We start from the raw sequence: 21,996 nt of genomic DNA on the forward strand, positions 1-21,996 counted from the left end.
CTACAGCTTCGATAACATCAGTCTGTTCGAAGGGTTCCTCAACCCGCTGGAACTGGGCGCTGTGGATGCCAACGGCAATGTGATTGTCGATCACGACGCAGCCGCCGGCGCGATCATCCGCGGCATGACGCGGCAGGGCGGCAACGAGATTGACGAATTCGTGACGGACGTTCTGCGCAACCAATTGGTGGGCATCCCGCTCGACCTTGCGGCGATCAACATCGCGCGTGGCCGCGACGTTGGCTTGCCGACCCTAAACGAGGCCCGCGCCCAGTTCTTCCAGATGGCGGGACAGGATTCTCAGCTCAAGCCTTACACGAGCTGGGTCGATTTCGCCCTGAACCTGATGAACCCYGCCTCGATCGTCAATTTCATCGCCGCCTATGGCACGCATMCGCTGGTTGACGCGGAGACGACGATCGAGGGCAAGCGCGAAGCCGCAGCGATGCTGGTTTTCGGGGACGCAAGCCTGTCGGGCGCGGCAAAGACTGCGTTCGACAATGAACGGCAGGCGTTTCTCAATTCCACTGGCGCCTGGGCGAATGCCGAGACGGGGCTCAATAACATCGATCTCTGGATCGGCGGTCTCGCTGAAAAGAAGATGGATTTCGGCGGCATGCTGGGATCAACATTCAGCTTCGTCTTCGAGCTGCAGATGGAAAACCTTCAGGAGGCCGACCGCTTCTACTACCTGTCGCGCGTCCAGGGCCTCAACCTATTGAACGAGTTGGAAAACAACTCGCTGACCGAGATCATCATGCGCAATACCGACCTGGAGGGTGAGGGTCGGACGGCGTTGCCGGGGGATATCTTCTCGACGCCTGATTTCACCCTCGAAATGGATCAATCCAAACAGATTGGTGACGATCCGGAGTTTTCGAACCCGATCCTCCAGGCCCTGACCCCGCTAGTGGCGCGCAAGGACACCGATGGCGACGGTGATCTCGACGTACTCATCTACAATGGTGGCGATCACGTGGTGATGGGCGGCACCATTGAGGACGACATCATTGTTGCCGGCGAAGGTGACGACACCATCTGGGGCTACGAGGGCAACGACACTATCGAAGCCGGATACGGCGTCGACGTAGTTCATGGCGGCGATGGCGATGACATCATAACCAATGCCGGCACCGACATTGGCGCCATGGACTTCTTGCATGGCGAGGGCGGCAACGACGTCATTCACGGTGGCTCCGGCCTGGCGCTGGTCTTCGGCAATTCGGGCAATGATTTCATTATCGGCGGCCCCGATGGGAAACACCTGCTGGGCGGTCTCGGCAACGACTTCGTTCGCGGCGGCGACGGCGGCGACTTCGTTATGGGCAACGAAGGCGACGACTGGCTCGAGGGCGGTGGCCGCTTCGACACCCTTGCCGGCGAGAACTCAGAGCTCTTCTTCAATTCGACCATCATCGGCCATGATGTAATGAACGGAAACGGCAGCGACACCGACTACGACGCCGAGTCCGGTGACGACATTATGTTCCAAAACGAAGGTATTCAGCGTTCTAACGGCATGGCCGGCTTCGATTGGGCGATCCACAAAGGCGACAGCAATGCCGCCAACTCCGATCTCGGCATCCCGATATTTGCAACACAGGAAGCGTTCATTCTGCGCGATCGCTTCGATCTGGTTGAAGGTCTCTCTGGGTGGGACAGGAACGACACCTTGACCGGCCGCTCCTCGCCCACCAACGCCCGATCCGAACTCCAAAACACTGCCGCCATACCTGGCCCCGACAGTCCGCTGGACTCTTACTCGAACGCTCTGCTGGAGAAGAACGTCGCGTTGATCAGCGGCCTTGATGCACTTGTTGCGCACCGGGCTCGCACCAATGTCACCATCAATGGAAAGACCGAGACCATTGTCGTCGAAACAGCGGACGCCTCCGACATATTGTTGGGTGGCGGTGGCAGCGACGTCATCAAGGGGTTGGCCGGAAACGACATCATCGATGGCGACAACTGGCTAAACGTTCGCATCCGCATCGTCAAAGACGGAATCGTCTATACCGCTGACGGTATGACCACCCAGGTCTATCTCGAAAGCGATCTGAACGAAGGCGCGCTTGTTCCAGGCGCTGCGGCGCAGTTCGGCGGTCGGTCACTCGATGCATTGATGTTCGACCGTACGCTCAATCCTGGCCAGCTATCGATCGTTCGAGAAATCGTCGACGGCGATCTGGACAATTCAGATACCGATATTGCCGTCTATACCGACGTGGTCACCAACTACACCTTCACGCGCAACAGCGATGGAAGCGTCACTGTCGATCACACCGGCTTCGAGGATCCGGGTGATGGCGAAGATCCGAATGGCGAAGACATTCCAGAAGAGACGGTCCAAAACAAGGTGCGTTCTGACGGCACCGACCGCTTGTTCAACATTGAGAAGCTTCGTTTCTCCGACGGCAACGGCGGAACGATAGACTTCAACGTCGGCCAGCTGATCAACATTGCACCCACAGGCGCCCCGACCATCAGCGACATGACACCCACCGAAGGGCAGACGCTGACAGTCGATACCAGCAGCATTGCAGACGCCAATGGCGGCATTGCTGGCGGCTTCGCCTATCAGTGGCAGGTTTCCGAAGACGGCGGCGCCACCTGGAGCAACATAGCGCTGGCGACCGGCCCAAGCTTCACCCCAGTTGACAATCTTGGGGCGGGTCAGGTCGGCGACCTTCTGCGCGTGCGGGTTAGCTTCACCGATGGCGCTGGTAATGCCGAGCAGCTGTTCTCAGCGCCAACTGCAGTGGTTGGTGACAACTGGAATGCCGTGCCATTCTTAAGCAACACCTTCAACGGAACAGCGGGTGACGATATTGCCAACGGGACGAGCGGAGTGTTTGGTCTCGGAGCAAACGATACGCTCAACGGCAATGGCGGAAATGACATTCTTAACGGGGCAGGCGGCAGTGATACACTCAATGGCGGCGCTGGCAACGATACATTGAACGGTGGCGGCGGTAACGATACGGCCGTCTATTCCGGGCCAATCCGCAATTTTAGCCTGCAAAACAATGGCGGGACTCTTACGGTAACCGACACTACCGGCGTAGAAGGCGTCGACACGGTCACTGCGACGGAGACCTTGAGATTTGGCACCGTAAGCTACGCAGTGGTCAACGGCACCGCCGGGAACAATGGCAATCTCAATGGCATCAATGGCGCCAACGGCTCGCAGGCGATCTTCGGGCTCGGCGGCGCCGACACGATCAACGGTGGCGGTGGCGACGACTACATCGACGCCGGCGAGGGCGATGATACCATCACACAGACTGGTAGCACCGGCGGACGCGATTTCGTCGACGGTGGCGCTGGCACCGATACCTACCAGGTCAACGGTGCGGCAGGGGCGGAGACTTTCACAGTTTACTCTAGAGCTGCGGCTCTAGCTGCTATCGGCGGCCTTACCTTGGCAAGTTCGACAGAGATCGTCATAGCGCGCAACGGCGCCGTGATCGCTGAACTTGATAATATTGAAGAAATCCGCGTCAACTCGCTCCAAGTGACATCGCCTGGTGGCGCTGGCGGCGGAGCAAGCGGTGGCGACACGATCCAGGTCGTCGGCGATTTCACTGGCACGAGCCTTAGCTTCAGCACGATCACCATCGACGGCAACACTGGGGACGACACGATCAACATCACGGGGCTCTTGTCGGCCCATCGCATCGTGTTCCGATCCAATGGCGGCAACGACACGATCGTGGGGGCGCTGCGGGATCAGGATGTCATTGAACTGCCCGCAGGGACCGACCCTGCAGACTATGAACTCAACATCAACGCCAACGGCACCAAAACTCTTTTCAGCGCCACGCATTCGGTCACCTTCCTGGCTGAAGGAGAGCCTGAGATCCGCGTCGCAGGTTCCGGTGGCGGGGATGATCCGGATGATGAAGGCAATCATGAAGAAGATGACGATGCCTGCGAGTCTGACGGCGAGAGCCAGCCGTCCCATGGCGGTCCTTCAAATGCCATGTTGGGCACCAGCGGTGCAGATAGCCTGAACGGCACCGAAGCGGGCGATACGATCATAGGCCGTGATGGCCGGGACATCGTATTTGGCCGCGGCGGCAGCGACGACATCTTCGGCGATGGCGGAGCGGACATGCTCTACGGGGATGGTGGGGATGACCGCATTCTTGGCGGCGATGGCAACGACTTCATCAACGGCGGCGCTGGCAAGGACACCGTCTTCGGCGGCGGCGGCGACGATCTGATCGTTGCAGAAGACGGCGACGGCAACGACACCTACTACGGTGATGACATGGCCGGCGGTACGGGCAACGACACGCTCGACATGTCGGCGATCAACGCCAACATTACAGCCGATCTCGGCACCGGCCACATGGGGCGCGGCTCTGTATCAAGCGCCCAAACCGGTAACGACACGATCTGGGGCATCGAGAATTTCGTTGGCGGCTGGGGCAGCGATACAATCACGGCCAGCAGCGAGGTCAATGTATTGGACGGCGGTGCCGGCGGAAACGACACGTTCCGCTTCCTTTCCGCAGCCCATGCTGATGGCGACACGATCGTTGGCTTCCAGCCAGGGGACAAAATTGACCTAAGCGGGATGGACGCAAACTGGTGCGCGTCTGGCAAACAGAGCTTCACCTTGGTGTCCGATGGGTTCAGCGGAAGGGGCGAACTCATGGTTGCCCATGAAATCCGCGACGGTGAAGAATATACGGTTGTGCTCGGCAATACGAGCGGTGGCAATGACGCTGATTTCAAGCTCAGCATCAAAGGTTCCCACGAACTCAGCGCAAGTGACTTCAACCTTTGACGTCGCAATATGTGGGGCCGCAATAGCCGGCCCCACGTTCTCGTAGATCGGTCTTCCCGCCAAYGCTTCTCGGGCAAGACCGGCTTCAAGGCAAAGCAAGCAGCAGGCTCCTGGGGTTTGGGTGGAACATGGGTACGCGTGCAAACAGTTCGATATCGGCGTCCAAGCGCAAAGGTGCTGAAAAGCTCACCAAAGGCTTCAAGAGCATCTTTGTATTCCTATTTGCGATGTCGGGCGTGATCAACATTCTGGCGCTCACGGGCGCCTTCTACATGCTGCAGATCTATGATCGCGCCTTGACCAGCGGCAGCATTCCAACACTGGTGGCGATCTCCGCACTGGCGATCGGGCTTTATTTCTTCCAGGGCATGTTCGACGTCATCCGGTCGCAGATTCTGGTGCGGATCGGGGCGCGACTGGACCGAAAGATCGCCCCAATGGCGCACCAAGTTGCCATCGACATGCCACGTTTTGGCTTTTCCACCGCCGAGGCGCTGGAACGAGGCCGCGACGTTGACACTGTGCGCGGTTTCCTTGGAAGCCAAGGACCGATTGCGTTGTTCGACCTGCCATGGATGCCGTTGTTTCTGGTGTTCGTTTACATTCTCCATCCGTGGCTAGGAGCGCTGACCCTTGGCGGGGCATGTGTACTTACGCTTCTTACGATCCTGACGGAACTGATGACCCGGCGGCTGAGCAGCGCGACCCACCAGGCCGCGGTGGCACGAAATGCCATCGCCGATTCCAACGCGCGCAATGCCGATGTACTCAAGGCAATGGGCTTTGCCGGACGAGCGGTCGCTCGTTTCGACCGCGCCAACGAGGACCACCTAGAGCTACAGACGCGGACCAATGACATCAGTGGTACATTCGGAGCGCTGTCGCGCGTACTGCGTATGATCCTGCAGTCGGCCGTGCTGGGGATGGGGGCGTACTTGACCATTCAAGGCGAGCTCTCGGCCGGTGCGATCATCGCGGCATCTGTCGCATCCGCACGGGCCCTTGCACCGATCGACCTGGCCATCGGCAACTGGAAGAACGTTGTCTCCGCGCGCACGGCTTTCGGACGGCTTAAAGAAACGGCCATGGCGCTGGCTGGATCGGCCGACCAGATGGTGCTCCCCGCCCCCGTAGGGTCGCTCAAGGTCGAAAACATTACCGTCGCTGCGCCCGGCTCTGGCCGCGTTTTACTCAGTGAGGTTTCCTTCGAACTCAAGGGCGGGCAAGCGCTTGGTATTATCGGTCCAAGCGGAGGTGGCAAGACTACGCTTGTACGAGCATTGACCGGCATCTGGCCTGTGTTGCGCGGAAGTGTAAGACTGGACGACGCCGAATTGACGCAGTGGGATGACGACAGGCTGGGGCAGTTCGTCGGCTACTTGCCGCAGGAAGTCGCTCTGCTCGACGCTACGATCGAAGAAAATATCTCGCGCCTTCATGACGCTCCCGAGGCGCGCTCGATTGTTGAAGCTTCGAGAGCGGCAGGCATCCACGAGATGACCGTTCGCATGCCGGATGGATATCGCACCGAGCTGGGCCCTCTTGGCGTCTCGCTTTCGGGCGGACAACGCCAGCGGATCGGGCTCGCCAGAGCATTGTACGGCAATCCGTTCCTAGTGGTCCTCGACGAGMCAAATTCAAATCTAGATGGCGAGGGTGAGGAAGCCCTGACCTCAGCGATAGAAGGCATAAAGCGCCGGGGAGGTATCGCGATTATTATCGCTCACAGGCCCTCTGCCCTTGCCGCGGTTGATCTGGTTGCAGTCGTCCAGAATGGCAAGATGACCGCATTTGGGCCCAAGGCTGATATTATCGGCGCTACCGCGCGTCGTGACGCCCCCCCTCCAGCCAAAGAACCCTCGAAGCGGATGGCAAACGCCCGTATCAGCGCACAGGTGACGGTATGATCGACGTCAAAGGCAGCAAGAAGGCACAACAAGAAACAGATCCTTCACAGCGATTTCGATTGAAGAACGACGTCCGGACCAAGACTCCCTTGCTGGTCGGCCTCTTTCTTGTTTCGGTTGCACTTTACCTGAAGGCGATGTTCCCCAGCCTGGCATCAAACCCCGACACCAGCGCTCCCGAAGAAGAGCCAGTTGACGCCAAGGCGCCGGCGACCCAAGAGATTGCCGCGAACGAACAAGCTCTCGACGCTTTGCCCGAGGACGGCATTCCTGTAGCCGAGGAGCCTGTGAGCTCCGCAAGCCGATTCATCCAGCCTGCCTTGCCAGCGCGCTTCATGGTCGTGAACTCTCCGGAGTTCGGATTTTTGCAGACAGAGGCAGCCATCAATTGGAACGGTTTCAATCCCTATTCGCGGCCAGCCAATGACAACAGCTGGAGTGTCGCTCCTGAAATAGCGGCGGAGGCACCTCAGGTCGCCCACGACGTTGTCGAGCCTGTCGCCCCAGGCGGGCCATCGGAGCAGCCGTCGGATACTGACTGTGATGAGACGGGCGACGATGCGTGCGAGGAAGACGAAGAGGAGGCGCAATCCCCAAACCGGGCTCCTCGCGTCACCGGTCCGGTTTACCTGATGGATGTGTCAGGATGCGCAATCCTGACGATTGCACTCTCAGACTTGCTCGCCAACGCAGTCGATCCCGACGGCGATGCGCTTACTGTCAGGAATCTGAGCGTTTCGTCCGGAACCATCGTCCAATCCCAGGGAGGGTGGCTGTTCCAAGGATCACCGCATTTGCTTGGCGATGTCACTATTTCATACGAGATAAGCGATGGGCATCGTGCGGTGGGCCAGAGCGCCCATTTCTCCGTCGTCAAATCCTTCGTCGAAGGCGGCAATGGCGACGATAGCCTGCTTGGCACGATGTGCGCGGACGACATCGACGCTGGCGATGGCAACGACAACATTGATGGGCGTGCCGGTGATGACACGATCTTTGGCGGGCGTGGCGACGACCATGTGATGGCCGGTAGCGGCGACGATACCGTTTTTGGCGATGTGGGTTGCGACATCATTTTCGGAGGTGCTGGAAACGACCACCTCTCGGGCGGTGCCGGCAACGACCGGCTGTTTGGCGAAGACGGCAACGATATCCTGTTTGGAGATGCAGGACACGATTATCTGAGCGGCGGCAGCGGTGACGATCTGCTTCTTGGCGGCGCTGGAGACGACGTGCTGTCCGACGGTACTGGCCAGGATACCTTGCGTGGCGATTCCGGCAACGACATCGTGGTCGCAGCACTCGATGGCGAGGACGACTACTTCAATGGAGGCGATGGCCACGACACTCTCGACTATTCGAATTCATCCTCAGGGATAAACGTCGATCTGGTTACTGGCATTGCCAGTGGCGTCGAAATTGGCAACGACACGATTTCAGGCTTTGAGGTTGTCGTTGGCGGCACGGGGAACGATTACTTCATCGCCGGGACGGTGCAAGTAACGTTAGCCGGTGGGGCCGGAGCCAATACGTTCGAATTCAAGGGTGGCGAAACGACCGACTACCAAGCCGCTTCCGAGCAGACATCCGTTTTCCACGAGATCCTCGATTTCAAGGTCGGCGATCGCATCCGAATGTCCAAATACGATCTTTTCGAGCACGTGCTCGATGAGATTGGTGAGCGCTTCGAGGATATTTACGGCGACGAGGTCGAAGATAACGACATCGCGATCCGCTACCGACACGATCGTAGCGACGAGATCGACCGCACGATCATAGAGGCCGACTTCAACAAGGACAACTTCTACGAGACGACCGTTCACATTCAAGGACACCATGTCCTTGTCGTCGTCGAACATGTGTGACGCGGCACAGCGCCCGAAGGAGAGCAGTACATGAGCAGAAATGGGGACAGCAAACACGTGCGCGAAATCAACGCATTTGKAATCGGTCCACGCGTCGTCGCCGGGTTCGCGCTTGGCTTTTTGCTTGTAGGTGGGGCCGGTGGATGGGCCGCGACCGCCCAACTAACTGGTGCCGTGATCGCTCAGGGTTCAGTGACCGTCGAACAGAACCTGAAGTCGATACAGCACCGCGATGGCGGCATCATCTCAGACATAACCGTCCGGGAGGGAGATTTTGTGCGCGCCGGTCAAGTGTTGATCAGACTTGAGGACGCGCAGACCAAGGCTGAGTTATCGATTGTTCAAGCACAACTGACCGAGCTTGCGGTTCGCAAGGCTCGCCTGCTTGCTGAGCGCGATGGGCTCACCGAAATTGATTTCCCGCAAGAGCAAGGTTCTGGAACAGCGCACTTGGCCGCCCTCGCAATTGGCGAAGCCCGGTTGTTTGCCGGCAATCATACAAACCGCGAAAGCCAAAAGAACCAGCTCGAATTGAGCATTGAGCAGGTTGGCGAGGAAATAAAGGGCCTCGAAGCTCAGCGGCATTCGAAAGACAGTGAGATTGCCCTGATCGAGACGGAATATGCCAAGATTAAGGGGCTCGTCGATATGAGGGTGATCGAGGGCGCGCGCATCTACAACGCGGACCGTGAAAAGGCGCGCCTCAGTGGGGAGCGCGGTGAAATTGATGCCGCGATCGCGCGGGCCAGAACACGGATAAGCGAGATTCGCCTGCAGGTTATCGCTATCGACGAAAACAGTAGCACTGAGGCTCAGCGCGAACTGAGCCTCGTGGACACCAGAATTTCTGAGCTGAATGAACGTAAAACTGCAATCGAAGATCGCTTGTCGCGCACCGACATTCRCGCACCGATCTCCGGAACGATCAACGAATTGAATGTGGACACGATCGGCGGTGTCATCTCCCCTGCCGCAGTGCTTGTTACTGTGGTGCCTCAGGACGCAGAGCTCAAGATTGAAGTCAGGTTAACTCCTGCGAGCATCGACCAGGTGGCAGTTGGCCAACTGGCGCGCCTGCGTTTCCCAGCATTCAACCAGAGGACAACACCGGAACTGATGGGAGAAGTCGTCCACGTCTCGCCGGCAACGTCCCGCGATGCCACCACAGGCGAGACATTTTATCTTGGCGATGTGCAAATTCACCCAACGGAACTCGCCAAACTCGGCGACGAAGCGCTTCGTCCTGGAATGCCGGTCGAGGTCTATGTTTCCACCGAGGCGCGGACTGCCATCTCGTATCTGGCAAAACCCCTGAGTGATCAGTTCAACAGGGCACTCAGAGAGCGCTAGCCAGTTCGTGGCCGAAGCTACCACAAAAGGTGCGGCTCGCGAGTGCGCACGCTCCAACCGTGCCGGCTAGGGGAGGGCGGTTTCATAGGCCAAGGCGCCAAAATATATCTCTTGAGAGACAGGCATCGAGACGCACAGGATGCCGAAAACAGCGCTGGCTGCATTCCACAGGCGTTATTTTCTGCCCCATGTATTCATCGCTAGTTGATAGACCGCGCTACTGACGGCGGAAATACGCCGTCAAAATCCTTGAGCGCCAGCACGACCTCAAGCCTGCTTCGAGCTGCAACCTTGTGCATCAGTACCGTCATGTAGTGTTTTACGGTATTTTCGGTGAGTCCCAGTTCCCGCGCAATTTCCCTGTTTGTTTTGCCCCTGTGCAAGAGACTTACAATCTGTTCCTCACGGACTGTCAGCTTCAGCTTCTTTGCCGCAAGCTTTCGAAGAGCAGCGGTACGCAGCGAAGCGATGAGCTTAGTGGCGATGMACGGACTGATGAAGGTGTCGCCTCCCGCCACAGTCTGAACTGCTTCGAGAAGTTCGGCAGACGTACTCGACGATGTTAGATATCCAACCGCCCCCGCATCAAGCGACCGCATCGCATGTTCCGCGCTAGGCATTCGGCTAAACACTACAACCTTGGCGTGACTTCTAGTGGCTATCGATGCGATTGTGTCAAAGTCCCCGTCGTGATCGCCAAGATCAACGACAATGAGGTCCGGGTTATCCCGTTTCACAACTTCCAAAGCGTCCGTAGCGTTTGCCGCCTGCGCCACGACTGAGTATTCATCCTTAGACGACAATACAAAGTACATACCGTCCCGTAGAATCGATTGCCCACAAATCAGAGCGATACGTGTCTTACGCATAAACCAACGCCCACCCCTACATGCCCAATCTCTAACATACTGATCGGCTCAGGCAGGCGCAATGCGGATGTTAACAAAAGGTTAATTTCAACCCAGGGATGGTCAGTGATCTTTACGTAGATTGCGTCAGTTTCGAACGTCACTGGGCGCGCCTGTCATGGAATGGCCGATGTTTCGCGATGACGAAGATTAACCGAGTCGCTTCTTCACTACGACTTTCTCGATCAGCCTGACTTTGCCGTCACGCATGCTCACGGCCTTCATCGCAAGAAGTTCGTCTATGACTTTCTCGATACTCGGCTCGGTTATGGGAGTCGGCGGCTTGTAAGGGAGATTATCGATAGCCTTCAAAATCTCTTCGGCCGTGCAGGGGCGGCCTGCTTCAAACAGGGCATGCACTACTATCCCTTGGTCGATGGTGACTGTTTTCTGCGCCTGGCTATTCGCCTCGTTGTAAATGACCAAAGCTGCAACTGGGATCAGGTATGGAGAGGCCGTGACGGCAGAACCTGCCAGAACCATGTTTGGGATCGCCTTGTACAGCGTACTCCAACTATAGACGATGTTGCGCCAGTGCGTGCGCTGTTTCGGAATGGGGCTGTCCGTCCCTGTCTGGAACGTCTCGAAATTTGAGTTCGGTATATCCGGTACGTCGAACCCCTCGGAGACGAAAGCTTCTCTGATCTGATCTGCCAGTGGCGCTATCGTCTCCCATTGGTCCGGAAGTACTTGTCGGAGCCGGCCTTCGAAGTCGGTTGCGATCATGCCCTGCGTCCCGAGCTGAATCCACAAAGTTGCGCTTCCCAATGCCAGCAGGATTCACTGTCCCTTTGAGCATTTCAATACCCGCATTCGGATGAGTACAGGTGAATGGGCGAGACCGCCCATCGCATGTCCAATACTCTGACTTTTTTGCTCTGGTATCGGCCGTCTGCAGCGCGGGATACTGAGCGCGTCTGAAAATTTACCCATTCAATGTCGTCCAGTGGCGGCAGTTTCGCCTATGCGTCGTGACCTACGCGAGATTCGCGGGTTCGCGCCCACAGCTAGCATCAGCAGGTCGCTGGGGTTGATTATCGCCAGCGCAATCGCTTCGATGGTGGTTTGCTTGTTCGTGCCCTGATCGTGCAAGGTTTCAAGATCCCCACTCAAACGATCTAGCGAGTGGCTCCGGTCACTACACAATTCGAGGAGGCCTTCAGAGGTTTGAAATTTCCTCTCTCCATTAATTGACAATGGCGTCGTCATCCATACTAGATATAGGCGTCGTGGTTCTTCTGAGTCTGTTTTAGGCTTGGAAGCTAAGAGGGAAGCCGGTGAGCGAGTTCGCAATGCCGGTGCTGCCCCCGCAACTGTAAGCAGTGAGTTGCTGTCGAGTAACGCCACTGGCGCCATGGAGCGCTGGGAAGGCCAGACAGCGGCAATGACCTGCGAGCCAGGAGACCTGCCGCGATAGATTTTGAACGTCCACGGGCGGGGTGTCCCGGTGGTGCGCTTGCGTTCTGCCGGCTTGCGCCGGCCGAGATTCAGCATGCGTCCGCTGAAGGCCTTCGCCCCAAACCATCGGGGAAGATGATGTTGGCGACCACTACACTTCAAACTACCGGGACCGACAGGATTCAGTCAGCTTTCAGCCAGGGTGGTTTCGAGACCGCGTCCGAACCTGGCTACCGGGTCATTCGGCGCAACGGCTCGGTGACACCGTTCGATGCGACCAAGATCACGGTCGCGCTGACCAAGGCGTTTCTCGCCACCGAGGGCCCGGTGGCGGCCGGTTCGCGCCGCGTCCACGACGTCGTCGGCGAGCTGGCCGGGCAGGTGTTTGCCGCGCTCACGCGACGGGCAGACGCCGGCCGCACCTTCCACATCGAGGAAATCCAAGACCAGGTCGAGCTGGCGTTGATGCGCTCCGAGCATCACAAGGTCGCCCGCGCTTATGTGCTCTACCGCGAGGAGCGGGCGCGCGAACGGGCTGCCACCAAAACGGCATGTGTCGAGGTCGCCGCACCGACGCTCCAGGTCAAGGCCGATGACGGCAGCTTGTTGCCGCTGGACGAGACACGCCTGGCCCGTATCGTCGACGAGGCGTGCGACGGGCTTGAGGCAGTCTCTTCGGATACCATCCTGGCTGAGACCAAGCGCAATCTTTATGACGGCATCACGGTCGACGAGCTTTCGCTGGCGCCGATTCTGGCTGCGCGAACGCTTGTCGAGACCGAGCCGAACTACGCCTTCGTCAGCGCCCGGCTGCTGATGGACCGCCTCCGGCGTGAGGCACTGAGCCTCGTCGCCGGCAGGTCCGAGCAGGCGACGCAAGGCGAAATGGCAGAACGCTATGCCTCCTATTTCGCCGACTTTATCGCCACCGGCATCGCGGTCGAGCTGATCGATCCCGAACTTGGCCGCTTCGATCTCGTCCGCCTGGGCGCGGCACTGAAGCCGGAGCGTGACCTGCAATTCCAGTATCTCGGGCTGCAGACACTCTATGACCGCTATTTCCTGCACGCCACTGGCAAGCGTTTCGAGCTTCCTCAAGCCTTTTTCATGCGTGTCGCCATGGGGCTTGCGGCACGCGAGATCGATCGTGAGGCCCGTGCAATCGAAATCTACGATCTGTTGTCGTCCTTCGACTTCATGGCCTCGACGCCGACGTTGTTCAATTCCGGCACGCTGCGGCCGCAGCTGTCTTCCTGCTTCCTCACCACCGTCGCCGACGATCTCGACGGCATCTTCAAGGCGGTGAAAGACAATGCGCTGCTCGCCAAATATTCGGGCGGCCTCGGTAACGACTGGACCCCGGTGCGTGGGCTTGGCGCCCACATAAAGGGCACCAATGGCGAGAGCCAGGGCGTGGTGCCGTTCTTGAAGGTGGCCAACGACACCGCGATCGCCGTCAATCAGGGCGGAAAGCGCAAGGGCGCGGTCTGCGCCTATCTCGAGACCTGGCATATCGACATCGAGGAGTTCCTCGACCTCAGGAAGAACACCGGCGACGACCGTCGCCGCACCCACGACATGAACACCGCAAATTGGGTGCCGGACTTGTTCATGGAGCGCGTCGAGGCCGACGGCGAGTGGACGCTGTTTTCTCCTGACGAGACGCCCGATCTGCACGATCTCTACGGTAAGGCCTTCAAGGCAGCCTACGAAGGCTACGAGGCGACAGCCTCCACGGGCGCCATCAAGGTGTTCCGCAAGGTCCGGGCGCTCGACCTGTGGCGCAAGATGCTGACCATGCTGTTCGAAACAGGGCATCCCTGGATCACGTTCAAGGATCCCTGCAACATCCGCTCGCCGCAGGGCCATGTCGGTGTTGTGCATTCGTCGAACCTGTGCACCGAAATCACGCTCAACACGTCGAAGGACGAGGTTGCCGTCTGCAATCTCGGTTCGGTCAATCTTGCCAATCACGTCGCAGCCGAGGGGCTCGACCTCGACCGGCTTGCCCGCACGGTGAAGACGGCGATGCGCATGCTCGACAACGTCATCGACATCAATTTCTACACCATTCCCGAAGCCAGGCGCTCGAACCTGCAACACCGTCCGGTCGGGCTCGGTCTGATGGGTTTCCAGGATGCGTTGCAGGCGATGAAGATCCCCTACGCTTCCGACGCGGCGGTGGCCTTTGCCGACGCCAGCATGGAGGCGATCTCCTACAACGCGATTTCGGCGTCCTGCGACCTCGCCGCCGAACGCGGGCGCTATCCTAGCTTCGACGGTTCGCTGTGGTCGAAGGGTATCTTGCCGATCGATTCCATCCGGCTGCTCGAAGAGGCTCGCCCTGGCGTGGAGATGGATGCGTCCTCGACGCTCGACTGGGACAGCCTGCGCAAGCGCGTCCAGAAGACCGGGATGCGCAATTCCAACACCATGGCGATCGCGCCGACGGCCACGATCTCCAACATCTGCGGCGTGGCACAGTCAATCGAGCCAGCCTACCAGAACCTGTTCGTCAAATCGAACATGTCGGGCGACTTCACCGTGGTCAACGCGGCCCTTGTCCATGATTTGAAGGCGAGGGGGCTGTGGGACGAGGTCATGGTCTCCGACCTCAAATATTTCGACGGCTCGGTCGGTCAGATCGACCGCATCCCCGACGAGCTCAAGGCGCTATACGCCACCGCTTTCGAGATCGACAGCGCCTGGCTGATTGAGGCCGCGTCGCGACGGCAGAAATGGATCGATCAGGCCCAGTCGCTCAACCTCTACATTGCCAATCCGAGCGGCAAGAAGCTCGACGCGCTCTATCGCCTTGCGTGGAGCAAGGGCCTGAAGACGACCTATTACCTGCGTTCGCGCTCGGCCTCGCATGTCGAGAAGTCGACGCTGAAGGGCACCGACGGCAAGCTCAATTCCGTCTCCGCTGTAGCCGTTGCCGCGTCGGCGCCGATCATCGTTAACGCCGACGCGGCATGGGGCAAAGCCTGCGCCATCGACGATCCCGAATGCGAAGCCTGCCAGTAGACATCAGCGAAAGCCGTCAACGCAGGCGCTGACCCTCATCCCTCTGCCGGGACCTTCTCCCCGTTTAGTGACGGGGAGAAGGAGGAAGCGGCAACCTCGCGGCCAGCCATCCTCTCCCCGTTACTAAACGGGGAGAGGATGCCGGCAGGCAGGTGAGGGACAGCGTCGAGGGCGCAGAACAAATCAAGGAAAACAAAAAATGCTCGACTGGTCCGAACCGAAATTTACACCCATCGTCCCGCCACTTGCAGACGTTCCGCTTGCCGATGCCACCGGTCTCGGTGTCATCGAACGTGGCGGCGGTCGCGTCCGCGTCGACGACAAGCGCATGACCAATGCCCGTGCCGACGTGAACCAGCTTCTGCCGCTCAAATACCGCTGGGCATGGGAGAAGTATCTCGCCGGCTGCAACAATCACTGGATGCCGACCGAGGTGTCGATGCAGGCCGACATTGCCCTGTGGAAGTCGAAGGAAGGACTGACCGACGACGAACGGCGCATGATCAAGCGCAATCTCGGCTTCTTCGCTGCGTCGGAGAGCCTGGTTGCCAACAACATCGTGCTGGCGATCTACCGCCACCTGACCAACCCCGAATGCCGGCAATATCTGCTGCGTCAGGCCTTCGAGGAGGCGGTCCACACCCACACCTTCCAGTACATCGTCGAGAGCCTCAGCCTGGACGAGGGCGAGCTGTTCAACATGTACCGCGAGGTGCCGTCGATCACCGACAAGGCGGCCTGGGCGCTGAAGCACACGCAGCATCTCGACGACCCGGATTTCCGGACCGGCACGCCGGAGGCAGACCAGGCATTCCTGYGCGATCTCGTTGCCTTCTACGTTATCTTCGAGGGCATGTGGTTTTACACCGGCTTCGCCCAGATCCTGTCGCTTGGCCGGCGCAACAAAATGGTCGGCATCGCCGAGCAGTACCAGTACATTTTGCGCGACGAGTCGATCCATCTGAACTTCGGCATAGACGTCATCAACCAGATCAAGCACGAAAATCCGCATCTGTGGACGCCGCCGTTCCAGGACGAGATCTGCGGCATGATCCGCGATGCCGCGGAGCTGGAAGCCGCTTATGGCCGCGATACGATGCCGCGTGGATTTCTCGGGCTGAACGCGGCTTTGTGCGAGACCTACATGCACTTCATCGCCAACCGCCGCTGCGCCCGGCTCGGCCTGCAGCCGGTTTTCGCAGAGGTCGAGAATCCGTTCCCGTGGATGTCCGAGGCGATGGACCTGAAGAAGGAAAAGAACTTCTTCGAGACCCGCGTCATCGAATACCAGAACGGTGGAGCGCTGGCATGGGACTGAGCTGGACGGAAAGTCGTCGAAACGACGCACCTTTGCAGCCGCGCTTGCCCGACCCAGAACAGGTGTTCCTGGCATGGTTGGTCGCCCAGCCTGATGGGGGCAATCTTCACGAAGCGGCATCGCAGCAGGCTAACCGATTGGCTGAATTTGGCGGAGGCCATTCGGGACCACGCCGGTTGCAGCAGATGTTTCTGGAACTCATCAACGAACTCGACACTGATGCCACCAGCAGCAAGATAACGGCGTCATGAGGCGCAAGGTCCTGGTGATCGGCATTGGCGCCGGCAATCCCGACTACGTCACCATTCAGGCGGTCGATGCGCTCAAACGCGTCAACGTCTTCTTCATCCCCAACAAGGGCATCGAGAAAGAAGGGCTGGCGCGGGTTCGGCGCGAGATCTGCGAACGCTTCATACGGGAACAGAATTACCGTACGGTCGAGTTCAACGTACCACACCGCAGGTCGGCAGGGTTGTCGCAGACGGAAACCTGGGCCGACCCCATCGTCGGACTGAAAGGCCATTTCTCGATCACTCCCGAATTCTATTTGACGGGCTGGGGGCTGATCGGCGGTGGCGCGTCCGCCGAATTAACCTGGGATCTGATGGGCGGCGCAGGCTACCAGTTCAGTCCATCGTTCTCGGCAGTAATCGGTTATCGCGCCGCGGCCGTCGACTACGAGAACGACGACTTTGTCTACGATGTGGTTCAACACGGGCCGATCCTGGGCGCAGTGTTTCGCTTTTGACAGAGACAGTGAGAATTCAGATATGGTGAAGGCCTCGTGCGCGTCGTGCTTCGAACGCGACGGCTCACCGAGCTTGCACGCTTCCGTCTCGCCAGTCGTCGATAGCGGCGATAGCTGCTCCCGGCCGTCGAAATCCCTGTCCGGAAGCACGCGCCGCTTCACACGTTGAAACCCCATCCTCAATCGCCGCAATCACGCCCGCGAATGTCGGCGCTTAGGCTCCTCCTCATCTCCACTCCCTGACAAATCACCAGCAGCAGTGAATCAGACAAGGCTGTCACGTGAATTCTGAAACACGCTAGTTGCCTGAGGATCAGTGGCCAGCTGGTTCAATCGTTGCGACAACGCGCTCTATCGCTGTCGTCAGAGAAATGGTGCCGCGCCGCTGTTCGCCGCTGCTCTGGCGCATGAAAAGGCCGTTGGCGATCCCCTCATACATGCCGAGAAGCGCGTTCGCCACTTCGCCTGATACGCCTTCTTCGGCAAGTAGTGCTGGGCGCTGTTCCGGCGGAACAAGCATCGACTTTATCGGCCGGCCGAGAACTCCGGAAAAGGCCGACGCCACATCGCCGGCGCTCCAGTCTTGCGGTCCGCTGATCTCCACGATCCGCTTGCCGGTCCAGTCCTCGCAGAGCACTGCTGCCACCGCCTGCCCGACATCGATCGTGCTCACCATCGGGATTTTCTGAGAGGGTTCGAGAAAGGTCGGCAGCACGCTTTGCGACAGGACATTTTGCGCCACCTCGCCCCAGCTCTCGACGAAATAGCCTGACCGCAGGAAGGCAGTCGATGGCGCCACGCAGTCAAGCAGCGCCTCAAACCGGTTGAGGGTGGCGATGACGCCGGTGCCAGCTGGATGCTGCGCCCCGATGGACGACAGAACAACGGCCTTGGGCAGACGCGCCCGCCGTGCCGCACTGGCAAGTACTGCGCCGAAGTCTTCCGTGCGCTGATAGGGATCGCCGCTCACCGGCGGCGGATTGAGCAGGAACGCTCCTTGCGCGCCCTTCAGCGCATCGGCAATCGCGTCGGCATCCTCGATGCTCGCGACGGCGACTTCCGCGCCGAGGGCTGTCCATTTTTCAGCCTGCTCCTTGCGACGCAGGACGACACGCACGGCCTCGCCGCGTTCAATGAGGGCGCGCGCTATCTCGCCGCCGGCCCGTCCGTTTGCTCCAAGCACGACATACATGATTGCCACTCCTTCAGATCGTTTGACGGAGGAACGATAGGCGGTGGCATTCCATGCGTCCAATGCATGGTGTATATGGTCAGCATGCGCGAAGTGGATTTACGCCGCCTCGACCTCAACCTTTTGGTAGTGCTCGAGGCGCTGCTGGATGAGAAGAACGTCACAAGGACCGCCCACCGGCTCGGCATGAGCCAGCCGGCCGCGAGCCGAGCGCTCGGGCGATTGCGCACGCTGTTTTCGGACGCGCTGCTGGTTGATGGGCCGGGCGGCTACATCCTCAGTTCGCGTGCCCAAGAGGTGCGCCCCGTGCTGCGCGGCATATTGGCGGGCGTTGGCGAAATGCTGGAGGCGAGTTCGTTCGACCCCGCGACGGCGACGGGTCGAATCCGGCTTCTTATGCCCGATCTCCAAGCCGCCGTGCTGGCGCCGCATTTGCTCGCCCGCCTCGCCCGCGAGGCGCCGTCGCTTGATCTCGATATTGTCGCGCCTGATACGAACGGGTTCCAGGCGCTGGAGCATGGTGTCGCGGATGCGATGGTGGCGCTGATCGACGAGGCACCGGCCGGCATTAATCGACGCCGCCTCTATGACGAAGAATTGGTAACGCTGATGCGGGCGCATCATCCCGCGCTCGCCGAAAAACTCACGCTCGACCGCTTTCTGACGCTTGAGCATATCGTGGTGAGCGTCACCGGCGTTGGGGCCGCACCTGTCGATGAGGTGCTTGCGCGTATGGGGCGAACGCGGCGGGTGAAGCTGCGCGTGCCGAATTTCTTCGCGGCGGTCGAGATCGCCGCTCGCTCCGACCTCATCATGACACTGCCGTCGAGGCTGGCGCGAGCAGCAGCCGACATGAGGCGCTTCGTATCGTTGCCGCCGCCGCTCGATCTCGGGCTTTTTACGATGAGCCTCGCCTGGCACGCGCGCCAGCAAGACGCCCCCAGGCACATATGGTTGAGACGCGTCATTGTTGCGGCGGCGATGGATATGTCATCGGTCACTGACGCTGGAAGCTGAGGCCGCAGGACGGCTGACCACCGCGCAACGCTTCAAAGCGAACCGCATTCATCCAGACGCGCTAGTCGCAGTTGGTCGAGCACTTCTTCGATGTTCCGCGCAAAAGAGTGAACCTCAGGTGCATCTGCGCAGCGCAGGATGCGCTTCCCATTTCCGAATAGTCGCGCAATCAGTTCGAAATTGTCGACAAAGCAGTTGACAATTTATGCCGGCTTTCTGAATATGGCCTCGTGGGCGGAGACGAGGCGGCGCCTTGGCAGTTCTAGATGATTGTGCGTCACCGCTGCGGCGGGTGCGGGAATCAGCTGGCCGGGCCGCTCGAGCCTAAAATAAAGACCTTCGAAACGGAGGCGCCACTTAAGTGGGAGGGATAGATAATGTTAGGGGATTTGCCATCGTGGCAAACGCCATTCATGGCACCCGTTGCCTGCGGCTGCGCTGCAATGCGTGCCGACAACGCCACAGCCTTGAGTCTGTTGACGCAAGCGCCCTCATGGACCCAGCGATCGGGCTCCTTGGCTAACTGACGAGGCTTCATATGCTGGTCTTCATTATCAGCCGCATTGCCAATGCCATCATGGTGATGCTTGCGGTTGCTATGCTTGCATTCCTGATCTTTCGTCTTGCCGGCGATCCAGTCGAGCTCATGGTTACCGAGCAKACGACGCAGGCTGACCGCGACGCACTCCGCGAGCGACTGGGTCTCAACGATGGTGTCGCCACGCAGTTCGTACGCTTCGTCGCCCACGCGGCGCAGGGCGATTTTGGAATCTCGTACCGCAATGGCCAGGATGTACTCACCCTCATCGGCGAACGCTTCCCGGCAACGCTGGAGCTGGTGCTGGTGGCGACGCTGATTTCGCTGGTCGTCGGCCTGCCGCTTGGCGTTCTTACAGCAATCAAACGCGGGCGATGGTACACGGAGTCGCTGCAGTTTTTGTCGATCATTGGCGTTTCGTTGCCAAGCTTCGTCGTCGGCATCCTTCTTATCCTGGTCTTTTCGGTCATTTTGGGCTGGTCGCCGTCCTTCGGCCGAGGAGATGTCGTCCAGATCGGCTGGTGGTCGACCGGCCTGCTGACGCCCTCGGGCCGCGCAGCGCTGATCCTGCCGGCAGTGGCGCTGTCGCTCTACCAAATCACTTTGATCATGCGTCTCGTCCGTGCCGAGATGCTGGAAGTGTTGCGCTCCGATTATGTGAAGTTCGCCCGCGCCAGGGGCATTCCGCGCTGGCGTGTCTACTTCCGCCATGCACTGCGCAACTGTTTGATGCCTGTCGTGACCATGACGGCGATGAACATTGGCTCACTCATCGCCTTTGCACTCATCACCGAAACCGTCTTCCAGTGGCCGGGCATGGGCATGCTGTTCATCCAGGCGGTCACCTTCCTCGATATTCCCGTGATGGCGGCCTATCTCTGCGTCATCTCCTTCATCTTCGTCGCGCTGAACACGCTTGTCGATATCACCTATGCGGTGATCGATCCGCGCCTGCGCAGCTCGCACTGAAACCGGGGACAAGTCGATGACCGACGTTTCTAAGACAGCCGCCGTGCCCCGCCCAAGTTTTGTGCAGCGCCTGCGCAACAGCGATGTCTGGTGGTCGTTCACCCACAGCAAGTCGGCGATGATTGCGGCCGGGATCCTGGCTGTGCTGGTTCTAGCCGCCGTCTTCGCGCCGTTCATCGCACCACAGAACCCCTATGACGCCGCTCAGCTCGATATGTGGAAGGCAGAGCTGCCGCCGATCTGGCAGGAAGGCGGCGAATGGCCGTATCTGCTGGGCACCGACACTCAGGGCCGGGACCTGCTTTCGGCCATCCTTTACGGCACGCGCATATCCATCATGATCGGTCTTGCCTCGGTCGCCTTGTCGCTTTTGATCGGCATGACGGCCGGGCTGGTCGCCGGTTTCTTTGGCGGCTTTATCGACAATCTCCTGATGCGCATCGGCGACATCACCTTGTCGATCCCGACCATCTTGATTGCGATCCTGGTGTCGACGGTGGTGCGGCAGCTGCTTCCCGCCGATCTTCGCGAGATCGGTGCCTCAGCAGTGCTGGTGCTGGCCATCTCGCTATCGTCGTGGGTGCAATATGCCCGTACCGTACGCGCCCAGACGATCGTTGAACGCAACAAGGAATATGTACAAGCGGCAAGGCTCTTGAAGGTGCCTTCGCGCCGCATCCTGGCGCACCACATCCTGCCCAACACGCTGACGCCAGTGCTGGTTGCCGCCACGCTGAACTTCGGCATGGCGATCCTGACCGAAGCGACTTTGTCGTTCCTTGGTATCGGCATGCCCCCCGGACAGCCATCTCTGGGAACGCTGATCCGCATCGGCAATCAATTCCTGTTTTCCGGCTCGTGGTGGATCGTGCTGTTTCCGGTGATCCAGCTCTGCCTGCTGGTGGTCGTCGTCAATCTGCTCGGCGATTGGCTGCGCGACGTGCTCAATCCGAAACTGAGGTAA

Annotated in this window: 14 protein-coding genes and 1 riboswitch; of the genes, 11 read left to right on the plus strand and 3 right to left on the minus strand. The window is 59.4% G+C overall.

The genetic code is table 11. From position 1 onward, the window contains the following. From AC1DWF_RS16670 to AC1DWF_RS16685, 4 genes are all read left to right on the plus strand, one after another. Positions 1-4,795: peroxidase family protein (locus AC1DWF_RS16670; RefSeq protein WP_476841846.1), on the plus strand; the 4,795-nt coding region annotated here is incomplete at its 5' end. Between the two features lie 128 nt (positions 4,796-4,923). After that, positions 4,924-6,702: a type I secretion system permease/ATPase gene (locus tag AC1DWF_RS16675; RefSeq protein ID WP_476841847.1), complete on the plus strand. Its 1,779-nt coding sequence runs from the start codon at positions 4,924-4,926 to the stop codon at positions 6,700-6,702. Beyond that, positions 6,699-8,567, plus strand: a complete 1,869-nt coding sequence (locus AC1DWF_RS16680) for a calcium-binding protein (RefSeq protein ID WP_476782914.1) — start codon at positions 6,699-6,701, stop codon at positions 8,565-8,567. Before AC1DWF_RS16675 ends, AC1DWF_RS16680 begins: the two co-directional genes overlap by 4 nt. 30 nt (positions 8,568-8,597) lie before the next feature. Beyond that, the gene (locus AC1DWF_RS16685; RefSeq protein WP_476841848.1) at positions 8,598-9,917 is read left to right on the plus strand and encodes an HlyD family type I secretion periplasmic adaptor subunit; all 1,320 of its coding nucleotides are present in this window, start codon (positions 8,598-8,600) and stop codon (positions 9,915-9,917) included. 200 nt (positions 9,918-10,117) lie between these two features. Here AC1DWF_RS16685 and AC1DWF_RS16690 read toward each other — a convergent pair whose 3' ends face one another. Then, a complete protein-coding gene (locus tag AC1DWF_RS16690; RefSeq protein ID WP_476841849.1) occupies positions 10,118-10,786 on the minus strand; it encodes a LuxR C-terminal-related transcriptional regulator in 669 nt (222 codons plus the stop codon). Positions 10,787-10,975: 189 nt separating this feature from the next. Beyond that, complete coding sequence (locus tag AC1DWF_RS16695; RefSeq protein WP_476789188.1) at positions 10,976-11,551, minus strand: hypothetical protein; 576 nt, start codon at positions 11,549-11,551, stop codon at positions 10,976-10,978. A 487-nt stretch (positions 11,552-12,038) separates the two neighbouring features. Further along, a riboswitch (cobalamin riboswitch) is annotated at positions 12,039-12,252 on the plus strand. A gap of 109 nt (positions 12,253-12,361) precedes the next feature. Here AC1DWF_RS16695 and AC1DWF_RS16700 point away from each other — a divergent pair. The 4 genes from AC1DWF_RS16700 (at position 12,362) to AC1DWF_RS16715 (ending at position 17,316) form a co-directional block, all read left to right on the plus strand. Continuing rightward, positions 12,362-15,250 (plus strand): ribonucleoside-diphosphate reductase subunit alpha, encoded by a 2,889-nt coding sequence (locus AC1DWF_RS16700; protein ID WP_476789187.1) that lies wholly within the window; start codon positions 12,362-12,364, stop codon positions 15,248-15,250. A gap of 199 nt (positions 15,251-15,449) precedes the next feature. Continuing rightward, on the plus strand, positions 15,450-16,568 hold the full coding sequence (locus AC1DWF_RS16705; RefSeq protein ID WP_476841850.1) for a ribonucleotide-diphosphate reductase subunit beta: 1,119 nt from the start codon (positions 15,450-15,452) through the stop codon (positions 16,566-16,568). Continuing rightward, positions 16,559-16,819 (plus strand): hypothetical protein, encoded by a 261-nt coding sequence (locus tag AC1DWF_RS16710; protein WP_476786872.1) that lies wholly within the window; start codon positions 16,559-16,561, stop codon positions 16,817-16,819. The genes AC1DWF_RS16705 and AC1DWF_RS16710 overlap by 10 nt, the downstream gene beginning before the upstream one ends. A 14-nt stretch (positions 16,820-16,833) precedes the next feature. Beyond that, positions 16,834-17,316 (plus strand): hypothetical protein, encoded by a 483-nt coding sequence (locus tag AC1DWF_RS16715; protein WP_476786871.1) that lies wholly within the window; start codon positions 16,834-16,836, stop codon positions 17,314-17,316. 313 nt (positions 17,317-17,629) lie between these two features. On the opposite strand, the gene AC1DWF_RS16720 is transcribed toward AC1DWF_RS16715, so the two are convergent. Beyond that, positions 17,630-18,508 carry an NmrA family NAD(P)-binding protein gene (locus tag AC1DWF_RS16720; protein WP_476789184.1) on the minus strand — a complete coding sequence of 293 codons (879 nt, stop codon included), beginning with the start codon at positions 18,506-18,508 and terminating at the stop codon, positions 17,630-17,632. 84 nt (positions 18,509-18,592) lie between these two features. On the opposite strand from AC1DWF_RS16720, the gene AC1DWF_RS16725 reads away from it, so the two are divergent. The 3 genes from AC1DWF_RS16725 (at position 18,593) to AC1DWF_RS16735 (ending at position 21,996) form a co-directional block, all read left to right on the plus strand. Continuing rightward, entirely contained in the window at positions 18,593-19,525 is a 933-nt protein-coding gene (locus AC1DWF_RS16725; RefSeq protein ID WP_476789193.1) for a LysR family transcriptional regulator, read from the plus strand. Between the two features lie 538 nt (positions 19,526-20,063). After that, positions 20,064-21,032 carry an ABC transporter permease gene (locus AC1DWF_RS16730; protein ID WP_476841851.1) on the plus strand — a complete coding sequence of 323 codons (969 nt, stop codon included), beginning with the start codon at positions 20,064-20,066 and terminating at the stop codon, positions 21,030-21,032. Positions 21,033-21,048: 16 nt separating this feature from the next. Continuing rightward, positions 21,049-21,996 (plus strand): ABC transporter permease, encoded by a 948-nt coding sequence (locus AC1DWF_RS16735; RefSeq protein ID WP_476785524.1) that lies wholly within the window; start codon positions 21,049-21,051, stop codon positions 21,994-21,996.

It is taken from the genome of Aminobacter sp. P4_D5 (assembly GCF_056401815.1).